The organism is Imperialibacter roseus (genome assembly GCF_032999765.1).
GTDB lineage: Bacteria > Bacteroidota > Bacteroidia > Cytophagales > Cyclobacteriaceae > Imperialibacter > Imperialibacter roseus.
This window is the reverse complement of record NZ_CP136051.1, coordinates 6500669-6520737: the sequence shown is the minus strand read 5'-3', so window position 1 is coordinate 6520737 and position 20069 is coordinate 6500669. Positions and strand designations below refer to the sequence as shown.

Here is a 20069-nt window from a genome sequence, read left to right as displayed (position 1 = left end):
TCAGGCAAGATATTAAAATGTGTTTGTATCAGGTAAAAAAGTGGCTCGTGAATACACGAGGCCACGGCGAAATATTAGTATGTGTGTTCAGGGGAACCTGGCTGGTGAAGACACCAGGCCGCAACGGAGACTGGTGAAAACACTGACCGCAAGTTGTATCACAAAAAAACGAATGGCAAAGGCCGGTGGGTTCTCTCCACCAACTTGCTTATAAAAAAACAAAAGGTCCAAGCGGGACGCATTGAACCAGTTTTGTTTTTTTATTCCTTACGAAATGTGTTGAGTTAAAGCTATGAAGGACAGCTACTTCAAATATTTATCAAAGTACACCTTGGCCGCCTCAAAGGTGCGGAACCAGCTATCATACCGCAGGAAGCCGTGCACTTCGTCGGGGAATATGAGCAGGTCGACGTTCACCCCTTTTTCTCTGAGTGTCTCGGCAAGGTCGGTGGTTTGCTGAAATAGCACATTCCGGTCGTCGTCACCGTGCACCAGCAGCACAGGCGCCGTCCATTTCGAGAGGTCAGAAACCGGAGAAGATTCAAAGGCTTTGTCCATGAGCTCTTCAGTGATACCCCACCAACCACCCGGCGGGCCAAATTCCCTGGCCCGGAAAGCCCAGTCGTGCACGCCGTGAAGGTCAACACCGGCTTTGAAAAGTTCAGGGTTTCTTGCAAGGCCCATAGCAGTGAGGTAGCCGCCGTAGGAGCCTCCCCACAGGCCAATTTTGGCTGGTTCTACTTCCACCCTGCCTTGCAGATATTTGCCTCCGGCTACAATGTCCTGGTATTCCTCGGCACCTCTTGGGCCCTGATTCTCAACTCTTCTGAAGTCCTTGCCGTAGCCAATTCCATCCCGATAATTGACAGACATCACCACATAGCCCTGACTGGCCAGGTACTGGTTGAAGGCATAAGCGTTGGAATAATAACTTGAATAGTGGAAGGTCAGCAACATTTGTCTGATGGGGCCGCCGTGCATGAAAATAATGGCGGGATGCTTCTCACCCTTTTTGTGCGTGGCAGGCATAAATAGTTGTGCGTGAATTTCAACGCCATCGGGCGATTTGTAAATGACCTGCTCTGGCTTGACCAGCGACTTAGCAGGAAAGGCCGATGGAGCAGCCGAGGAAATTTGTTTCACAGTCGAAGCTCCAGACGCCAGAAAACCCACAGTCTTGTCAAAGTTATACCCCATGTATTGCATCGCCAGCCCCCTGCCGGAAGCCAATGGCACCGGTGTCATTTCGCTTCCTTCTCCTTTTGTTAGTGCCTTTGGCGTTCCACCTTTCACTGCCACACTATACAAGTGCCTTCTGTCGATATCCCCACAGTTAGAAGAAAAATAAAGTGTACTCCCGTCTGCAGAAATTCCGCTGTCCTCTGCCTCGCAGGCGCCGGGTGTCACATCGGTAAGCCCTGACCCATCCGGATTCATGCTGTAAATATGCATCCAGCCTTCATGCTCCGAATAAAATAGCAGTCTGTTTGCTTTCGTCCATTGTAGTGGAGCCGCCGGGTACGATTGAGCAAAGCCGCCGTCGTCCGAAGGGGATTTCCATACTTCTTTAGCTGCCCCCGTGACAGCATCGGCCACAAAAATGGAAAATGACTCTCCACCAGTAATATTGACGAGTTCATCTCTTTTCAAGCCTTTGTATCTGACAAAAGCCACCTGTTTGCCGTCAGGCGACCATACGGGAATCATATCTCGGCCCACCGAAGGAGCCATCCAGCGGATTTCCCCTTTTTCTGCGCTGAAAATCCCCACAAAACTATGATCTCCTCTTGAGCTGGTGAAAAGCACCTCCTTGCCATCAGGCGACCATGCCTGCCCACCATTGCTGCCACGGGCCCGAAACAACAGCCTTTCGCTATCAGATTCAGGAATACCGTATTCATTGATGTTTATTTGGAAAATGCCTGCCGGGCTGGAAAAAAGAATGGTGTTTTCAGTGGGATGGACGGTTGGCGAGTAGCCGTTTGCCACCCTGATCGCATCACCACTTTCTGTAGAAATAAGCCAGATGATTTGCTCTGCGCCTTCTGGGTTGCTGTCAGGGTTGGCTATTTCGCCGTTGCGGTTTGGTGCACTGCCCCTCACGTAGAGCAACCACTGGTCATTCATAAAAAAGGTAAGTGAGGATATTTCCTGCCCATCATCCTTACCATAGCTGGTAAGCTGAACCGAAGGCCCATCAGGCCCTTTTGCAAAGTAGATATTTCTTATCCCCCTTTTGTTTTCAACCCACGCCATCGCATCGGTCGCCTTGCCAGCTACCAACTCAGTGGCAAAGGGGTAAGACATCACGTCCTCAAGGCTGAATTGCGCAAGTGCGGGAAAGGACAGGACAGGAAGCAGGATAACCAGCAAAAGCTGGCGGAAACGATTGGTCATTTTGTGGTTGGTTAGTCGTAGGTAATTTACCCAAATGAATCGTCCCCGCCAACTGGTTTAAGTCAACCGGCTGCTATTCACTTTCCACGATCAGAAACTCCACCCTTCGGTTGAGCTGCCGGCCGTCAGCGGTGTTATTATCAGCAGTTGGCTTGGTGAGTCCATAGCCTTTAAATGCCAGTCGCCCAGCGTCAATACCCTGCTTGATTAGATAATCATAAACGGCCTTTGCCCTGTTGGCGCTCAACTTCATGTTGTAGTCAGCGCTGCCCGTGTTGTCGGTGTGCCCCGATATTTCAATACGCAGTCCCGATTGGTCGGTCAGCAGCTTGACAAACCGGTTGAGCTCAGGAGTAGCTTCCTTCTTGAATGTGAACTTGTCTACGTCAAAAAAGATGTTGTTAAGCCGCACCACCTGTCCCTTTTCAATTGGCACCAAATAAAGATCCTTATTGATTTCCCGATACTCCTTCAGGTTGATAAGATCGAGGTTTTCGCTTACTGAAATAAACCCATCGGATTGACCCAAAAAGCCATAATTCTCGCCCGAGGGTAAAATAATGCTGTAGCTACCATCTATTGCGTCGCTATTCGCAACGCCTGCCTGTTTACCGGAGCTCAGCACTTCATAGTTGATGCTGGCTCCCAGTGGCTCGTTTGTTTTGGCATTGAGTACCCGGCCCCGCACTACCACCACAGGTTTTGGCCTCAGTGATTCAGGAAGTCTCACCCGATATAAATCGCTCTTTCCATTGGAATCTTTGCCGTAAGAGGAGAAGTATGCGTAGTCACCCGATGCGGTAAAAGAATAGTATGCGTCAAATTGAGGTGAGTTAATGTGAGGTCCGAGGTTTTGCGGCTCTGTCCAGTTGAGCCAGGTGTCGTCGAGGCGTCGGGTGACGAACATGTCGGAGCCGCCGTAGCCTGGCCACCCGGCAGTGGAATAGTAGAGTGAAACGCCATCGGCGGCCATATAGGGGAAAATCTCGGATGCCGCTGTGTTTACAGTTGGCCCGATATTCATGGGTGCCGTCCAGGTACCGTTTTCCCTTTTAAAACTAACATGGATGTCTTTAGAGCCAATGGAGTTTTCTCGCTGCAAAGTCATCAAAAGCGTTTGCCCGTCGGCCACGAGAAAATACTCTCCGAACTTATTGTGGTTGTAGAAGCTGTCGATGTCGACTTTTACAGGAAAGCCCCACTTATCACCTTCCTTGTGTGTGATCGAAACACCGACGCCCATTGTTCCGTCGGCATTGTAGGTATTGAGCAGCAACGCAGTTTGGTTATCAGGCAAAATAGACTCCAGACCGCTGTTGCTGGCATTGTTAAGTGGTCGGCCAATGTTCACAGCAGTGTCGAGACTACCATCTTCGTTAATATTCGCAAACCAAATGTCCTGGGTAGCCGGATCATCGAGATTCTCGGGGTGGCCTTCCCTTGTGAAGTATAATACCTTGCCATCTGGCGAAATAATGGGATTGAGTTCATCGGTCGGTGTATTTACACTTGTTGAGAGGTGCTCTATCTGCAACGCCTTGTCCGCATCGGGAGACAGGTTAATCCCTACTGGAACCGGTGCGTCCGAGTCACTAATGGCTATTGCGTCAAGCTCGTTGAAGCCGGGCACCGAAGCTGTGCGCAACTCGACCTTTACCGCAGCCACCTTGTAGGTCGTTTTAGGGAACACATGGGAAAGCAGCCTACCAGCCTCGCTCAGCGGTGCGGTTGAGTCGTTTTGGTAAATAACCGATTCGTTGTCTGCCTCATCGTAGAGCAGAATCCTTCTCACAGCACCTGGATTGAAGATTTCGACCACGGCTACCTGGCTGATTTGCATAGGCTTGTCGAAGCCAACTTTGATCCACTCGCCTTCAGGACTATTTTCCTTGCTGGGCGTCCAGCCGCATGGTGTCGCTCCAAATACCGGATACCTGCTTGGATTACCCAGAATCTCTTTGGCGAGATATTGTCCTTTGTAATTGTTGTTGATGTACTCGCTGGAAAAACCAACAACTGAAGAGGCCCACTGCACCTGCTGGGCTTTTAATGTAAACATGCCAGCACACAACAGAATAGCTGTAGCTGCCGTCTTTCTAAAACTTGTAGCAATCATAAATGTACCTGTGTTTTGTTAACAAAACAGCGGCTAAACAGGTACGCATCCAGGGCGAAACAAGGCCCTCTTTAAAGCCGAAAATTATAGATTAATTTTGGATACTTCTCAATAGTCATTCAATTTCTTGCAATTCTTCAGGCCACTGAAGTATCCAATCGGAATGGCGGAATGGCTCCCAGGCTACGCTTCCAAGGTCAACTTCCGGGTCAATCAAAGGGTGGGAAGGGTGGCCATTGAGACTTACCACACAGTCAACAAATACGGCAACCTCTTCCCATCCTTTGTTTTCGTATTCCTTTTTGAGATGATGAGCAAACTGCCAAATAATATCTGGGTGGCTGCTGGCCATCCTGCCTTTAAGTGAACCCAGATAATGAGACGGACGAACCTTCTCTACCTCACCGGTCTTCTTGTTGGTGACTCTATAAACAGCGCTGCCAGTTTTCGTCCGAAGCATCATATGCCACGATAACTTATGGCCTTAATCTGTCCAATGCACGTTGCCCTCGAACAAATGATGCCTTAGTGGCAGCAACAGCTGAATCAGGAAATAGCCCAGAAAGAGAAAATAGCCCGGGTCGTTTGGCAAGTGCGTTTTTGCAGGCAAAGCAATTCCCCATTTCCACCTTCCCAGTAGTTTTTTTCTGAGGTCTTCTCCATCGAAAAAGAAGAACAACGTGCCCAGCATGAGGTAAGGAAAGATGCCGATTTGAAAAACAAATGAATTAAAGAGGTGAAAAGCTATCGACAAGGCAACACCTACCCAGCGAGTCCTCTTGATTAATAACAACCATATAATCGCTCCGTCAAAAGCGATACCTCCATAAGCAAGCAAATAGTGAATCCACTTGTACTGCAGCATACCGCCTATCAACCAATAGTGTGACTTGCCCTTCATCCATATTTCCATTGGCCTGGCCTCGAGCCAATCAGGGTAGATTTTGGCGATGCTGGCGAACGTATAAACGATCAGTAACTGAAGCACAAAAAAGGAGATACACCACCTGGGACAAGACGTTGATCGTTTATCAGGGTGGTAATGGGCATCAAGAGACAAATCATCGGCTGCGGGCATCAGCGCCATGGCGTAGGCCATCAGCATAAAAAGGTAGTGATGATTGTTATAGTGGGCCTTGTGGGAGAAGTAAATGTATGTCCAGGTGAGGGCAAACGCCCAGGCTGAAAACCTGTACCGCCAGCCAAGCATGATCATGATGCCAATCACACAAACAAAAGCAAAAACCAGGTACATCCCAATGCCTGGCAGCGGCTGCATCCAGCCTAGTCCCTGATAGGTAAAAACAACAACTGCTTCAGTATAAATTTCGGAGATTTGGCCCAGCAAGAAAAAACTTGCTCCCTCCATAAATACGAGAAAGCCAAAAACCACCCGGAACAACACAAGGGGTGTATTGTCAACTGGTTGCGATAAGTACTGTCGATTAAGTGTCAGAGAGGGAAACACATCAAAAAATTTGTGTAAAGAAATGAATCTCTGGCATAAAAAAAAGGGCCCTAAAGACCCTCTTTTTCAAACCAACCTAAACCTATCTACTAAAAACAACTATGCGTTGTTATTTCTTATTCATTTAAAAGTGTTTACGTTTCAATTGACCATTGTGTTGCCCCCGGCAGTGAAATTTTGATCTATTTCTTTCGCCAATTTCTTGGATGTCGCCAATTTCTCAAGCTGCAACTTTGCTTCAACCCTCATAGCGTCATCTTTTCGGCCAACAGCCGCTCCCGACAATGCCCTCTCTCCTGCCACAAACCCTGACCCATTCAAAGACGACAGGAGCGAGACGACTGCCACAATTATTCCCAATAGGAGAATCTTTGTTGTATTTGCGTTCTTCGATTTCATAGTCTCTTTGTTCAATGGTTACCAAAATAAGTCAACACTTGTGCCAAAAAATTTAACTCACTGATAATCATTAATTTAAAATATTGTTCCTCAGGAAAAGTGTACATATATGAACAATAGCCCGCCGATAGATGAACGAAACTGGCCTGGCCTCGGCATCTGAAGTGCTGCTAATTCGTACAAATGGGCTCATGCTATATTTTCAACCCTCATTTTCCTAATTTTGCAGCTTTACAAACCCAATTATGAGTCAGTCACTTGAAGAAATTCGCAGCCTGGTAGAAAAAGAAGTTCAGGCTATTCATAATATCCCGGTAGATGAGTCGATACTGAACGCCATTGATGCGCTATACGAACAGATACATGTTAAAAAAGGAAAGATTGTCATTAGCGGCATTGGCAAAGCCGGTCAGATAGGGCAGAACATCGCCACTACTTTTTGCTCGACAGGTTCCCCTGCTGTGTTCCTTCATCCGTCGGAAGCACAACATGGCGACCTGGGAGTTTTGCAACCGAACGACATCCTGCTGGTTATTTCCAATTCGGGCAAAACTGAAGAAATTCTCAAGTTGCTGGAGCTGGCAGACAACCTGTATCCAAAAATCAAGACTATTTGCATCACCGGCCACCCAGAAAACGAACTGGGAAGAACAGCCAACATTTGCCTGAGCACCGGGCAACCGAAAGAAATTTGCCCACTCGACCTCACCCCAACGACCAGCACCACAGTGATGTCGGTTTTGGGCGACTTGCTGGTGGTAATGTTAATGAAAAAGATCAACTTTGATAAGGCTGGCTACGCCAAAAGGCACCATAGCGGCTACCTCGGACAAAAAAGCAGAATGCAATGAGTAAACTATTCCTGATAGCCGGCCCTTGTGTGGTCGAGAACGACAAAACACCTTTTGAAATAGGCAGAAAAGTAAAGGGCATCTGCGACGAGTTGGGCATCGATTACATTTTCAAGGCCAGCTTCAAAAAAGCCAACCGCACCAAGCTCAACAGCTTCACAGGCATCGAAAAAGAAGAGGCCATGGCTATTATTCAAGCAGTGGGGAAAGAACTTGGCGTGCCTACCATTACCGACGTGCATGAAAGCTATGAGCCGGCCATCGCAGCCAAATATGTAGACTACCTGCAGATTCCGGCCTTCCTATGTCGGCAAACCGATTTGCTGCTGGCAGCTGGTGAGACAGGCAAAGGCGTGAATATCAAGAAGGGGCAGTTTATGTCGCCCGAGGCGATGAAGTTTTCACTGGAGAAAGTGCTGTCCACCGGCAACAAAAATGTGTGGCTTTGTGAGCGTGGGTTCTCGTTTGGCTACGAAGGGCTGGTGGTGGATGCCACAGCTATTACCAGGCTAAAGAAGCATGGCGTGCCCGTGGTGATGGATTGCACGCACTCTGTTCAACAGCCCAACAAAGCTGATGGTGTCACAGGCGGCAATCCTGAAATGATCGAAACCATGGCACTTTCCGCCATTGCTACTGGTGCCGACGGCCTTTTTATAGAAACCCATCCCGATCCAGCCAATGCTTTGAGTGACGGCCAAACGATGCTGCCGATTGAAAAGCTTGAGGGGATATTGAGGAAAGTGATGAAGGTGAGGAAAGCTCTTTACTCGTAGTAAGGTATCAAACTACAAATTTACATTGCAGATTTTTAGGTACTTTTAAGAAAGAAAAGATCGAAGCCATGGTCACTGTAATAAAAAAAGGCACTCCGAAGAAGGAAATAAACGAGAAAATGAATCAGGCTCTGCGAAAGCAACCCAAAACAGATTTAAGAAAACTCGCTGGGTCTCTCAAAACGGATATTGACCCTTTGCAATATCAAAAAGATATTCGCAATGAATGGAAATGACCTTTTTGTAGACACAAATATAGTATTGTACTTTCTGAAGGGGGATCCTGAAGTGGTAGAGATGATTGCTGACAAGAACTTAACCATTTCGTTCGTAACAGAATTGGAGCTTTTGTCTTTCCCTGGCATCGATAATGAATCTGAGACGGCCATTCGAACGCTGCTGGAAAATTGCCGGATAACTTCTATTAATAAAGAGATTAAAGACGTTACTATCGCTTTCAGAAAGAATTCTCGCCAGAAACTACCGGACTCAATAATAGCTGCTTCGGCTTTTTGCCATAAGCTCCCTCTTGTCACAGCAGACAGACAATTCTTAGCTGTTGACGAGGTGGAGGTTATCTTCTATGAACTATAGCTACCCTTCTCTTTTCCCATTAGTTACTTAACATCGACCTAAGTTTTATTCGTGAAAGACTACAAAAACATAAAACTCCTCATCCTCGACGTTGACGGCACACTTACCGACGGCGGTATTTACATTATGGAAGACGGGAGTCAGTTCAAAAAATTTAATTCCCGTGATGGCATGGGCATCCGGCTGCTACAGAAAGCGGGCATTGAAGTTGGGATCATCAGCAATGGCAAAACCACCTCAATGGTACAGGCCAGGGCCGACATGCTGGGCATGACCAGGGTTTACGTAGGCGAAGCAAAGAAAATGGATGTGCTGGAAGCCTGGATGACTGAGATGGGCATAGGCCTTGACCAGGTGGGCATGGTGGGCGACGACATCAACGATTTGCCTGTCATGGAAAAAGCCGGGCTCTCCGCCTGTCCTGCTGATGCAGTGAGGGCAGTGAAGGAAAAAGCTGATATCGTGCTTCAGCTCAAAGGGGGCGAAGGATGCGTGCGTGAATTAATCGACAACTACTTGCTGGCCGATTGAAAATGGGGTTAAACCGGCCTATTTAGGTTTGGCAAAGCGATTATTAATCCTATTTTTGTGCAAAAATCTTACGACAGAATGAGCGTTCTAGTAAATAAAAATTCCAAGGTCATCGTGCAAGGCTTTACTGGCACTGAAGGCAGTTTTCATGCTGAACAGATGATCGAATATGGAACCAACGTAGTAGGAGGTGTTACTCCGGGTAAAGGAGGTCAGAAGCATCTTGACAAACCCATTTTCAATAGTGTAGAAGAGGCTGTGCAAACGACTGGAGCTGATGTTTCTATCATTTTTGTACCACCAGCTTTTGCCGCTGATGCTATCATGGAAGCAGCCGACGCCGGCATCAAGGTAATTGTGGCAATCACAGAAGGCATTCCTGTAAAGGACATGATGACTGCCAAAAATTATATCAAGAATAAAAAAGTAACGCTGATTGGCCCTAACTGTCCTGGTGTCATTACTCCGGGCGAAGCGAAAGTAGGTATCATGCCTGGTTTCGTATTCAAAAAAGGAAGAGTGGGCGTAGTGTCTAAGTCAGGTACATTGACTTACGAAGCAGCTGACCAGATTGTGAAGGCAGGTCTTGGTATTTCAACGGCAATCGGCATTGGTGGTGACCCCATCATTGGTACTCCTACCAAAGAGGCTGTTGAATTGCTGATGAACGACCCCGAAACTGACGCCATCGTGATGATTGGTGAAATTGGAGGTAACTATGAGGCACTTGCTTCTGAATACATAAAAAGCACTGGCAACAAAAAGCCTGTTGTTGGCTTCATCGCTGGCCAAACAGCCCCTCCGGGCCGCAGAATGGGTCATGCTGGTGCTATTATTGGTGGCGCCGACGATACAGCTGCAGCCAAAATGAAGATCATGGAAGCCTGCGGCATTCACGTAGTGCAGTCTCCAGCGGATATTGGAGAAACCCTTGCCAAAGTGCTTAAGAAATAAGTAATACATTATAACAAGCAAACCTAAACCAAAGAACAGAGCCGCCGTGCATAGCAGGGCGGCTTCTGTTTTTTCCACTTGTTTGGTTTAGAACTTCAGCGTGTAGACGATGTTGGGCAACATGGCCAGCTGATAAGATTTCACAATGTTGCCAGTGCCGGCCACAAAGTATTCATTCACTAATGCCTGGTTGTTGGTGACATTGGTAACGTCAATTTTAAATTCGCTCGTCGTCTTCTTCCTGTTTTTTCTGGTGCCAATAGCCAGGTTAACGAAAAACACATCATCACCTTTTACTGAAAACGGGTTGGCGTCGTCTCTCACCTCTGAACCGAGCTCTCTGGAGGCCTCAAGATCAATGGGGGTGTATCGCTGACCTCCGATAAGCGCTGCTTTAGCGTTAACAAAGAGCACCCTGTTCCTGTCGGCAGCTCCTACTTTGAACTCTTTTCCCCCGATCACATTCACGATGTAATTTCCATCAAAAGTCGACGTCCGTTCTATTCCGTCCTGTGCTGTGTAAAGAGACTTGTATAGTGACACAGTCGACATGTAATAGAAACCACGATTCAGGTATTGCTCCAGCGTAAGCTCCACGCCATAGTTCCTCCCGGTTCCTTCATTTACCAACGACTCGTTAACAAAAGCTCCTGAGCTGTTGATCATGGAGAAGCTGCTTGAAGCGTCTTTCTCCACCGGCACATCATATAGCTGCTGGTAATAGGCTTCCAACTTCAGGTGAGTGCTTTGATTGAGCACCTGATTGAAACCCACCACATAGTGCGCCGCTTTGGTTGTTCTCAAGTTCTTGTTGGGCTGCAAAAGCGAACCATCCTCCTGCGTCTGTTTGGCCAGGTAAGCTGAAACCGGCTCCAACCGGCTGTGAAGCCCAAAGCCTGCAGTAAAAGCCTGTTTGCTGTTGAGGTCGTATTTCAAACCAACTCTTGGCTCCACAGATTGCGTATTGTTTAAAGCAAAAAGGAAATAGTGAACACCGCTGGTCATGGTCCATGCCTCGTTGAATCGCAGTTTCCAGCTACCAAATGCCTGAAGTGTTCCCGTATTCCCTTTGTCATCCAGCCAGGTGTCCTTGGTTTTGGTCTCGTAGTTGTAAAGATCAACTTTGGCGTTGTAGCCAAGCCTTGAGTAGATGATACCAGTCTCAAATTTGTTTTTTGCATTCAGTTTGTAGTTCAAAGTGCTGGCTACTCTGACACTATTTTTATTGAGATCAATATCTTCCACATCTCTGAAACCGGTGTCTTCATTCATGTCGTAATTCGATGTTTGGCCCGACAGCGAAAGCGTAACAGAGTTCCTGACAAACACATTGTCATTAATAAAGTAGGTGTGATTAACACCCACCACGCCCAGGCGAGCGCCAAAGTCTCCTCTGGAAAGTACAATGTCCTCATCTTCCTCATCAGTTTCGGTTTGGCTGATATTGCTAATGCCTCCCAGGCCAAACATGGTCACGTACTGCTTCTTCCCAATTGGTAAAGCGATATTGAAAGACCCATCCTGATACTTGGGCACGCCGTTGAAATCAAGAATACCAGCATCGGACAAGAGTTGCAATGAGGAATAGCGATAATTAGCTATGTAAGAACCATTATACCCTTGCTTGAAAGGCCCTTCGGCGGTAAAGTCCACTCCGAACACACCGAGAGAAGTAGTATACTCTCGTTGCTCGTTGTTTCCCTTTTTGAATTTGATGTCAAAGACTCCCGAAAGTGCATTGCCATATTCCGGCGAGAAGGCTCCGGTGAAAAAATCGGAGTTGTCGAGCATGTTGCTGTTCAAAGCATTCACCGGACCGCCGGTGGCCCCTTCGTTCGCAAAGTGATTGGGGTTCGGTATTTCGACACCTTCCAGCTTCCACAAGATTCCCTTGGAAGAGTTTCCTCTCACCACAATGTCATTATTACCCTGAGCATCGCCGTTCACACCAGCAAAAGCTGATACCATTCGGGCGGGGTCATTAATGGCACCTGCGTAGCGCTGTGTTTCTTCCACCGAAAATGAACGGGCACTGACCAGCGCCATCTCATTCAGCACTTCTGATTTATCTTTTTTGGCGGTGACTACCACTTCATCCAGTTTATCAATCGATTCTACCAGGTCAATATTTAGCACAACTTCTTTTGCCGAGTTGACCTGAATGTTGGGCATCGCTTTGTCTTCGTAACCTATGTAAGTGATAAAAAGTGATGCCCTGCCAACTGGCACATTTGTAATCCTGAAGTTGCCATCCAGGTCGGTCACAGCGCCAAGTATTGGGTCGGTGCCAACTATCTGGACGGTGGCGCCAATCAAAGGGCTCTTAGCATCCTGGTCTAAAATCTGTCCTCTGACAGTTTGTGTCATTTGTTGAGAAAATGACACAGAAGTAGCGAGCAGGAGGAGTGCTCCTGATAATAAAAAAGTCTTCATGAGTGTTTTTGTGTGGTTTATTGGAAAAAGGAGGGGGAGGTATTAAAACCTCACCCCAACATGATAGCCTACCCAGGCCTTCACGTTTGTGCCAGAAAAAGTCTGGTCATAAAATCCATTCTCACCGAGGCCGAGGCCATAGCTGCCGTCAGCATTGACAGAACGGGAAGTGGATATATTCAAAATTGGGCCAGCGTTCACTGATAAGGTTTTGAATATTTTGTAGCCCACATTGACTGATAGTTTGGTCACCTGGTTGAGGTCGTCCTGAAAATCATCCACTCTGTTTACCCCAAAAGAGGCAAGCTCAACGCTTGTTACAAATTTGTCTTTGATCGGCTTGAACTGTGTACCGAAACCTGCACCTACCGCCCACAGGGGATTGTCTCCTGTTTGAATGCCGATTTCAAGTACGCTGTAAAACTTGTCGGTTCCCGACCTGAACGCTGCATTGATATCGGTGATGTCGTTGTAGCTCAGGTCAACCTCGTGCTTACCAGTTCTCACGATATTAAGCAAACCAATGGTTGCGCCCTTTTCAACTGTGTCGGCTATGTTGACAATACCGAACTGAAAGCCTCGCAGCGTCTTGGTGTAGTTGGCAAAGCCAGATGCCTGCACGCCTTTCACTTCTTTCGCATGGTTATAGAAACCACTCAGCTGGGCACCTTTCAGGGAGTCATTGGCATAGTTAACAAAACCAGCGCCTTGCACACCTTTTACGCTTTTTGCATAGTTGACAAAGCCTGAGCCCTGTGCTCCGACAACGTCACCCAGTGCAAAGTTTACAAAGCCGGTTCCCTGCACCCCGGTAATATCGCCGTGAGCATAGTTCACAAAGCCAGACCCCTGGCCACCGGTCACATCACCATGAGCATAATTCACAAATCCCGACCCCTGCACCCCAGTCAAGCCTTTGCTCATATTGACAAAACCTGCCATTTGGGCACCTGTAACCTGCTGCTTAACACCATTTACAAAACCCGCTCCCTGGAAACCTGTAACGTTTCCTCCCACAAGGTTTACAAAACCTGACAGCTGTAGGTATTTCACGTCTGACCTGTCTACGTTAACAAATCCACCCAGCTCAACGCCATTTACACCGTAGTTGTACCCTGCCCAAATGTTCAACGAAACATTGTTGAGTGACTGACCATAGGGCCTGAAGTTGGTGCCTAGCACCGGAACAAACGACACCTGGAGTGCCTGCTCGCTGATAATCTCTTCAGCTACATCGCTTTTCTCGTCTTCGTTTGAAGACTCTTGTGCTTTGCTCGCAAAGGTTACTAAACCAAGGAGCATCATCGATAAAAAAAATTTTGAGTTCATGACTTTAATTCTTTAGAGTTCTATTTAATTTCTATTTCCCCTATGGAAATTAAAGTCGTTGCTACCCCCATGGGCAGATGAAAAAAAAATCAGGAAAATATTTTTAAGAGCACTATTATGTAGCCAAACAGGCTAAAAAAGGCGCAAAGCGGCAGTATAGCCTACCCAAACCTTAGAGTTGGAAGTTGCGCCAGAAGATTTGAAAAGTGGTCGTCCGCCAAACTTTGTGGAAAGATCCAGCGCCTCATTATCTGAAGAATAATTAAAGAAATGAACAACAGGGCCAGCATTGACCGAAGCCCATTTCAACAGCCTAAATCCGAAATTGACCTGGAAGCGGTAGTCACTCGGAGCGTCTTCAATCCAGGTATCCATTGGTTGCACGGTGTTTGTTGACAGCTCAAAGTCTGTATAGATTTTATCAGTCCAGTCCACCTCTGTTCCTACTCCGATCCCCATCGACCAAATGGTGCTTTCCTGAGGAACAACGCCAAACGTTAACAAGGTGTAGAAATGCTTGGTGCCAGACCGGAAGGAGAAATTTAAATTGGTGATGTCATTGGCACTCACATCAAAGGAGTGAAACCCTTCCTTAACAATGTTTACGATGCCTATCGTAGCTCCTTTCTCAACCCTTTTTGCAATATTCAAAACGCCAATCTGCAGCCCTTTCACTGTTCCTGCCATATTGATAAAACCGGAAGCCTGAACACCATTTACGGCGGTGGCCATATTCAAGAAGCCGGCCCCTTGAACACCCCTCACTCTGCCTGCCAGGTTCACAAAACCTGTACCCTGAACACCGTTCATGTCGAGCAGCGTAAAGTTAGTGAAACCTGAGAGTTGTGCGCCATTGATGTTGTTGGCCACATTGACAAAGCCGGTACCCTGAAGACCGCTATACCTCGTGCCAGCGTGATTGACAAACCCGGAAAGCTGCGTCCCAGAGCCGCCACCAGGTGTCAAATTAACGAAGCCAGATAGCTGAGCACCATCAACCTGGCCCCCAACAATATTGCCAAAGCCACCTGCTTGAAAGCCCTTGACATCCATCCTGTCAACGTTGAAAAATCCTCCCAGCTCAACACCACTAACCGAATGATTGTAGCCAGCAAACATATTGAGCGAAACGTTGTTGCCAATTTTTCCACCCATGACGCCATTGGTACCTATCACCGGCAAAAACGATACCTGTAACCAACGCTGCTCGACCATGTCGACGTTGCGAATATGCTGCTTCGCTTTTCTGTTGACCAAAAACCTGACAATGTTCAAAGAATCAATGAAACGTCGGAAGGTTCTGTCTCTGGCTTCTTCGGTCACTTCCAATGGCTCCAGCTCAATCTTAACCGGCGCTATCTGCTGATTAACAATCCTGATTACCGTGTCTTTATAGTTCTCTTTGCTGATGGCGAAAGCTGTCACGCCATCCTGAAAAAAGGTCGACAGCTTGTAAGAACCATCCTCACCGGAAAGGGTCGATGATAAGTTATTTACGTCGTAAACACTTGTATTGGCGAGGCTTCTGCCCGTGCGGGCATCTACAACTTCGCCCACAAACTCGATATTGGACTTGTGGGATTGCTTATCTGCCACCGGCTGAATAATAATGTAGCTGCCCCGCACTTTGTAATCAAAGCTCTTTCCAAGCGTCTTTTTTAAAACTTCCTCAAGCGAAGTCTCCTGAAAGCTGGCAGTAATGTTTTTGTTTGGAAGCAGATCCGGGTTATAGGAAAATCTACAGTCGGCCCGATTCGAGATTTCAGTAAGCGCCTGCCCAATCGGGAGATCAGTGAAGTTTAGTGACAGCCGTTGGTCAAGCAGGTTTTGACAGCAGGCCCTACCAACAACCGCTACCAAAAAAAGTGTTAAAAAAATCAGTTTTCCGGACATCCCGTTCCTTTTAAAAGAATGACGTTTCCACTTTTACTAACCTTCAGGTCGAGCGTGAGCGCAATCACATCAAGGATATTGTTCAAAGAGTCATTTTCAAAGTTTACGGATAGGCGACAGTTAGCCATTTGCTCATTTTCGAGCTCAATATCTACAAAATAGGCCTCTTCAATAGCATCTATCACGTCTGGGAGAGAATGGCCAGCAAAGGAAAGCCGACGGGTTCGCCAAAACTGATCTACTCCGGTTGAAGTAGACCCACCAGTAGAGGCCAAAAGTCCCGACTTGGCTGTGTACGTAGCTTTCTCGCCCGGGGTTAGGATAACTTCCTGCGTGCCCACGGAAAAAGAGACTCTTCCGGTAGCCACAAAGACAGCAACCGTGTCCTCCATTGCCGAACTCTTGACGTTGAATGAGGTACCAAGCACCGTGATGATAGCAGGCCCGGCATGAATAACAAAAGGCTTAACGGTATCGGGCTCCACTTCAAAAAATGCCTCTCCTTTCAAGTTCACCTGCCGAAGATTGGCAGCAAACTCCTCGGGGTATTGAATAATACTTTCTTCATTCAGGGTGATGTGGGAACCATCCAGAAGGTCAACATTTATTATCTCCGAAGCTGAAGCTACCTCGGTCATCTGCACCTCGGCAAAATAGCTGCGCAAGAAATAAGTGATGCCACCGAGTAGAACCAGGGAAGCTGCAATCCGCATAATCCACGGATTTCGCCTTTCCAATTTCCTTTGGTTGCTGACGGCGGTCGCTTTGGCTGTTTTTACGTTGGCCCAGGCAGCGTCTACATCAAACGATGTGTGTGTCGTTGCGTCGTCCGTCATCACAGCTCCGAGGTCTTCCCAAAGCATTTTTTGCTGAACAAAAGCCTCTTCATTTGCGGCAGACTCAGCAACCCACATCATCACAGCCGCTGACTCTGCATCAGACGCTTCGCCGGCAAAATACTTTGCGAGCAACTCGTTGGTGACTATATGTGGACTCTGCTTACTCATCTCTTCATTTGTTCGACAACAAGATTACCATTTACCCCCATGCAAAAACAGAAACAATAAAACCGCAGGCAGATACTCGCCTAACTCTTCCCGCATGATCTTCAAAGCCTTACCCATTTGATTCTCCACGGTTTTCAACGACAGGTTCAGTTCGTCAGCAATTTCCTTGTATCTTTTGCCCTCAAACCGGTTTAGCTCAAATATCTCCCGACATTTGTCCGGGATTTTATCCATAGCACTGGCAATCTTTTCTTTTAGCTCCTCTAGTTCCAGAAAGTCGGTAGACTCTCCCACTGGCGCCACGTATCTTGTTCTGTCAGCATACTTCTGCTCTACCTTTTGATGCTTAATATAGTTGAGGCAGGCATTCCTGACGGCTCCAAAAAGGTAAGACTTTATCGACGTTTTGATTTTCAGCAGATCTGTTTTGATCCATATATCGCTGAAAAGCTCCTGCACTATTTCTTCAGCTATTTCCGTATCTCTCACATATTTGAGGGCAAATGCCGCCAGCCCTGAATAATATTCACGGAAAATACCCTCGAAGACTTTTTCGTCAGCGACGTTAACAATGTGGGCAGTATGTTCTATCTGATCTGACAGTTTCTGCGTGATTTCCTGCAATAATAGTGAGTTTTATATCAAAAACAGGTTGGCTCCACGGTTAAGAAACCAAAAACAGCCACCCGTAAAAAAAGAAAAGCCGGGAACGCCCCGGCTTTACAAAGTTCAAGCTTTTGCAAGACTATTCTTCGTGCAAAATATCAACAGGGTTGCTGAAAGCTGTTTTTACCGACTGATAGCTTACTGTGAGAATGGCCAAAATCAGGGCACTTAATCCGGCGTAAGCAAATACCTGCCAATTGATGCTAGTTCTGTACTGATAGTTTTGCAGCCATACATTAGCCGCCCACCAGCCAAGTGGCACGGAGATAGCGAAGGCAATGATCACAAGCCGGGCGAAATCCTTACCCATTAACACCACAAGCTGACTGACCGACGCTCCCAACACTTTCCGGATGCCAATCTCCTTGTTGCGCACTTCTGCCATGTAGGAAGCCAGCCCTAGTAGGCCCATACATGCAATTAGTATAGCCAAACCGGTGAATACAGAAAACAGTTGGCCCAGGCGCTGCTCAAATTCGAAAGCGCTGAAAAACATGGCATCAGTGAACTGGTAGCTAAATGGTAAGCCGGGTGCAAATTCGTCCCACTGCAATGTCAAAAAGCTTAGAAAGTCTTTTACGTCGGCAGCCTGATCATTTTCCGGCTTCAGTCTGACTGACAGAAAATGTGTCTCCTGATGGGTGATGGGTGCCCCATAAGGAAATACTGCCAGCGGCTGGATCGGGCTGTCAAGCGTCCAGTAGTTAAAATCTCTAATCACACCGATGACGTTGAAGCGGGTATCCCAGTAAAGGAGCTTTTTGCCGATCACAGTCTCATCATTGTTCCAACCAAGGGCCTTTACTGCATTTTCATTCAGTACAACGCTCGTACGGTCGGCCTGGAATCCTTCTTCAAAGATTCGGCCGTGCAGCACTTCAACACCGAGGGTCTGCAAGTAATTATTACTCACGTTCATGTAGTTTATCGGCTGCTCATTCTCGGGGTCATCCTCGGTAGTGAAGCTGTCACCATCCCATATATTGGGAGGAACCGACGTAGACATGCCCACCGAAGCAACCGAAGGATTGTTGCTAAGTACTTCTCTGAACGACACCCTCTTTACTGAGTCCATTCTTTGCACCTGCGGCACAATGATCAGGTTGTTCTTGTCAAAGCCAATGTCTCTATTTTGCAAATAAGTAATCTGGTCGTACACGATAAAAGACAGCACTACCAGTGTGATGGAAATGGCAAATTGAAATACCACCAAGCCTCCACGAAGCAGCTGGCCACCCTTGCCCACCTTGTTTTGCTTTCTAAGTGCCTGAATAGGACTGAAACGAGCCATGTAAAACGCAGGATAAGCGCCGGCAAGAAGAGCGGTGGAAACAATAATTATCAGAAGGAAAATGATTTTCATCCCGCTATCAAAAAGACCAAGAGTGGACAGCTGTATTCCAGCCAGACTGTTGAAGTAAGGAAGGCAAAGCTCAACAAGGCCTATTGCGAGGGCGGACGAGAATATTACCAGAATAAAAGACTCAGCCAGGAACTGGAAAAGCAGATGCTCTTTCAATGCGCCCATCATTTTACGCACACCCACCTCTTTTGACCTGCTGACCGATCGTGCTGTGGCCATGTTCATGTAGTTAACACTGGCCAGCACAAGCACCATAATGGCTATTGCTGACAGCACATAGACATAGAGAATATTACTTGTTGGCCCAAGTCTGTTGGGGGAGCTTACCGAGTGCAGCCATATATCCGACAAAGGCACAAGGTACAAATGCCAGGGCTTGCCACCAGAGGTGATGGTTTCATACGCCTTGCCTGCTCTTTTGCTTGGCAGGTCAAAAATAGCTTCCCTGATTGACTCTGGATTTGCACCTTCCTTCAACAGGGCATACGTGACAAAGCCAGACCAAAACCACGCCGTATTTCGGGCAGCTACCTCGGGGAACGACGACATAGAAGCAAGGATATTAAAACTGAAATGGCTATTGGGTGGTACGTCTTCCATTACTCCGGTGACTTTGTAAAGCCCCTCTGTTCTGCCGTCTGTCATTTTCAGCGTTTGCCCCAAAGCGTCAACTTTGCCAAAATACTTCAGCGCTGAAGACCGGGTGATGACCACTGAAAAAGGCTCATCAAGAGCGGTTGAAGCGTCACCTGCGATCATTTGAAAGGTGAATAGCTGCAAGAAGGTGGAGTCCACTGCACCCACGCCGTTGTCTTCATACGCAACGCCGTTTTGCTGAGAAGGCACACTTACGACCCTGTCACCCGCCGTATACACCCTCGCCGTCTGCTCCACGCCGGGGATATCGGTGCGGATGGCGTCGGAAACGCCCGGCCCCGTAGAGCCAAATGTCGGATATGCATCGCCCCAGATAAATGTCTGATCGATCCTGTAAAGTCGATTCCCCTTTTCATAGAATCCATCGTAGCTAAACTGGTAATCGATATAAAGAGAAATAACCATAAACACTGCCAGCCCTACTCCCAATCCAAACACATTGAGAATGGAGTAAAAGCGCTGCTTGAGCAGGTTCCTGATAGCGACGGTTAGAATGTTCTTTAGCATATCCTTAAATTTTTGTCTAACCAAGCAAGACAACCATTGTACCAAACTGTAATCTATTGCTTTTCAGTTAATTACAAAAAAACGCCTCACCTTGCCAATTCCAGTATCAAGCACAGGTGTCTGATATC

General features: G+C 47.3%; 15 protein-coding genes and 1 pseudogene. 5 read left to right on the top strand and 11 right to left on the bottom strand.

The window, feature by feature from the left end; genetic code table 11:
* Window positions 1-303: 303 nt before the first annotated feature.
* From RT717_RS27500 to RT717_RS27485, 5 genes and pseudogenes are all read right to left on the bottom strand, one after another.
* A complete protein-coding gene (locus RT717_RS27500) occupies window positions 304-2397 on the bottom strand; it encodes a S9 family peptidase (protein ID WP_317489518.1) in 2094 nt (697 codons plus the stop codon).
* A gap of 73 nt (window positions 2398-2470) precedes the next feature.
* Window positions 2471-4513 (bottom strand): OmpA family protein, encoded by a 2043-nt coding sequence (locus RT717_RS27495; protein ID WP_317489517.1) that lies wholly within the window; start codon window positions 4511-4513, stop codon window positions 2471-2473.
* Window positions 4514-4628: 115 nt separating this feature from the next.
* A pseudogene (locus tag RT717_RS28605) lies at window positions 4629-4985 on the bottom strand (HTTM domain-containing protein); the annotation flags it as partial.
* 12 nt (window positions 4986-4997) lie between these two features.
* On the bottom strand, window positions 4998-5981 hold the full coding sequence (locus RT717_RS27490) for an HTTM domain-containing protein (protein WP_394854114.1): 984 nt from the start codon (window positions 5979-5981) through the stop codon (window positions 4998-5000).
* 141 nt (window positions 5982-6122) lie between these two features.
* Window positions 6123-6380, bottom strand: a complete 258-nt coding sequence (locus RT717_RS27485) for a hypothetical protein (protein WP_317489516.1) — start codon at window positions 6378-6380, stop codon at window positions 6123-6125.
* Between the two features lie 245 nt (window positions 6381-6625).
* Between RT717_RS27485 and RT717_RS27480 the strand changes: the two genes are divergently transcribed.
* The 5 genes from RT717_RS27480 (at window position 6626) to sucD (ending at window position 10086) form a co-directional block, all read left to right on the top strand.
* On the top strand, window positions 6626-7231 hold the full coding sequence (locus tag RT717_RS27480) for a KpsF/GutQ family sugar-phosphate isomerase (RefSeq protein WP_317489515.1): 606 nt from the start codon (window positions 6626-6628) through the stop codon (window positions 7229-7231).
* Complete coding sequence (kdsA, locus tag RT717_RS27475; protein ID WP_317489514.1) at window positions 7228-8007, top strand: 3-deoxy-8-phosphooctulonate synthase; 780 nt, start codon at window positions 7228-7230, stop codon at window positions 8005-8007. Before RT717_RS27480 ends, kdsA begins: the two co-directional genes overlap by 4 nt.
* A 222-nt stretch (window positions 8008-8229) precedes the next feature.
* Complete coding sequence (locus RT717_RS27470) at window positions 8230-8601, top strand: type II toxin-antitoxin system VapC family toxin (protein ID WP_317489513.1); 372 nt, start codon at window positions 8230-8232, stop codon at window positions 8599-8601.
* 51 nt (window positions 8602-8652) lie between these two features.
* Window positions 8653-9132, top strand: coding sequence for a KdsC family phosphatase (locus RT717_RS27465; protein WP_317489512.1), 480 nt, complete (start codon window positions 8653-8655; stop codon window positions 9130-9132).
* A 78-nt stretch (window positions 9133-9210) separates the two neighbouring features.
* Entirely contained in the window at window positions 9211-10086 is an 876-nt protein-coding gene (sucD, locus tag RT717_RS27460; RefSeq protein ID WP_317489511.1) for a succinate--CoA ligase subunit alpha, read from the top strand.
* Between the two features lie 87 nt (window positions 10087-10173).
* On the opposite strand, the gene RT717_RS27455 is transcribed toward sucD, so the two are convergent.
* The 6 genes from RT717_RS27455 to RT717_RS27430 form a co-directional block, all read right to left on the bottom strand.
* The gene (locus tag RT717_RS27455) at window positions 10174-12519 is read right to left on the bottom strand and encodes a TonB-dependent receptor (protein ID WP_317489510.1); all 2346 of its coding nucleotides are present in this window, start codon (window positions 12517-12519) and stop codon (window positions 10174-10176) included.
* A 42-nt stretch (window positions 12520-12561) separates the two neighbouring features.
* Window positions 12562-13848 (bottom strand): hypothetical protein, encoded by a 1287-nt coding sequence (locus RT717_RS27450; protein WP_317489509.1) that lies wholly within the window; start codon window positions 13846-13848, stop codon window positions 12562-12564.
* 132 nt (window positions 13849-13980) lie between these two features.
* Window positions 13981-15741 (bottom strand): DUF4974 domain-containing protein, encoded by a 1761-nt coding sequence (locus RT717_RS27445; protein ID WP_317489508.1) that lies wholly within the window; start codon window positions 15739-15741, stop codon window positions 13981-13983.
* Window positions 15726-16748, bottom strand: a complete 1023-nt coding sequence (locus tag RT717_RS27440; protein ID WP_317489507.1) for a FecR family protein — start codon at window positions 16746-16748, stop codon at window positions 15726-15728. The genes RT717_RS27445 and RT717_RS27440 overlap by 16 nt, the downstream gene beginning before the upstream one ends.
* Window positions 16749-16772: 24 nt before the next feature.
* A complete protein-coding gene (locus tag RT717_RS27435; protein WP_317489506.1) occupies window positions 16773-17372 on the bottom strand; it encodes an RNA polymerase sigma-70 factor in 600 nt (199 codons plus the stop codon).
* Window positions 17373-17493: 121 nt separating this feature from the next.
* A complete protein-coding gene (locus RT717_RS27430; RefSeq protein WP_317489505.1) occupies window positions 17494-19941 on the bottom strand; it encodes an ABC transporter permease in 2448 nt (815 codons plus the stop codon).
* Between the last annotated feature and the right edge of the window lie 128 nt (window positions 19942-20069).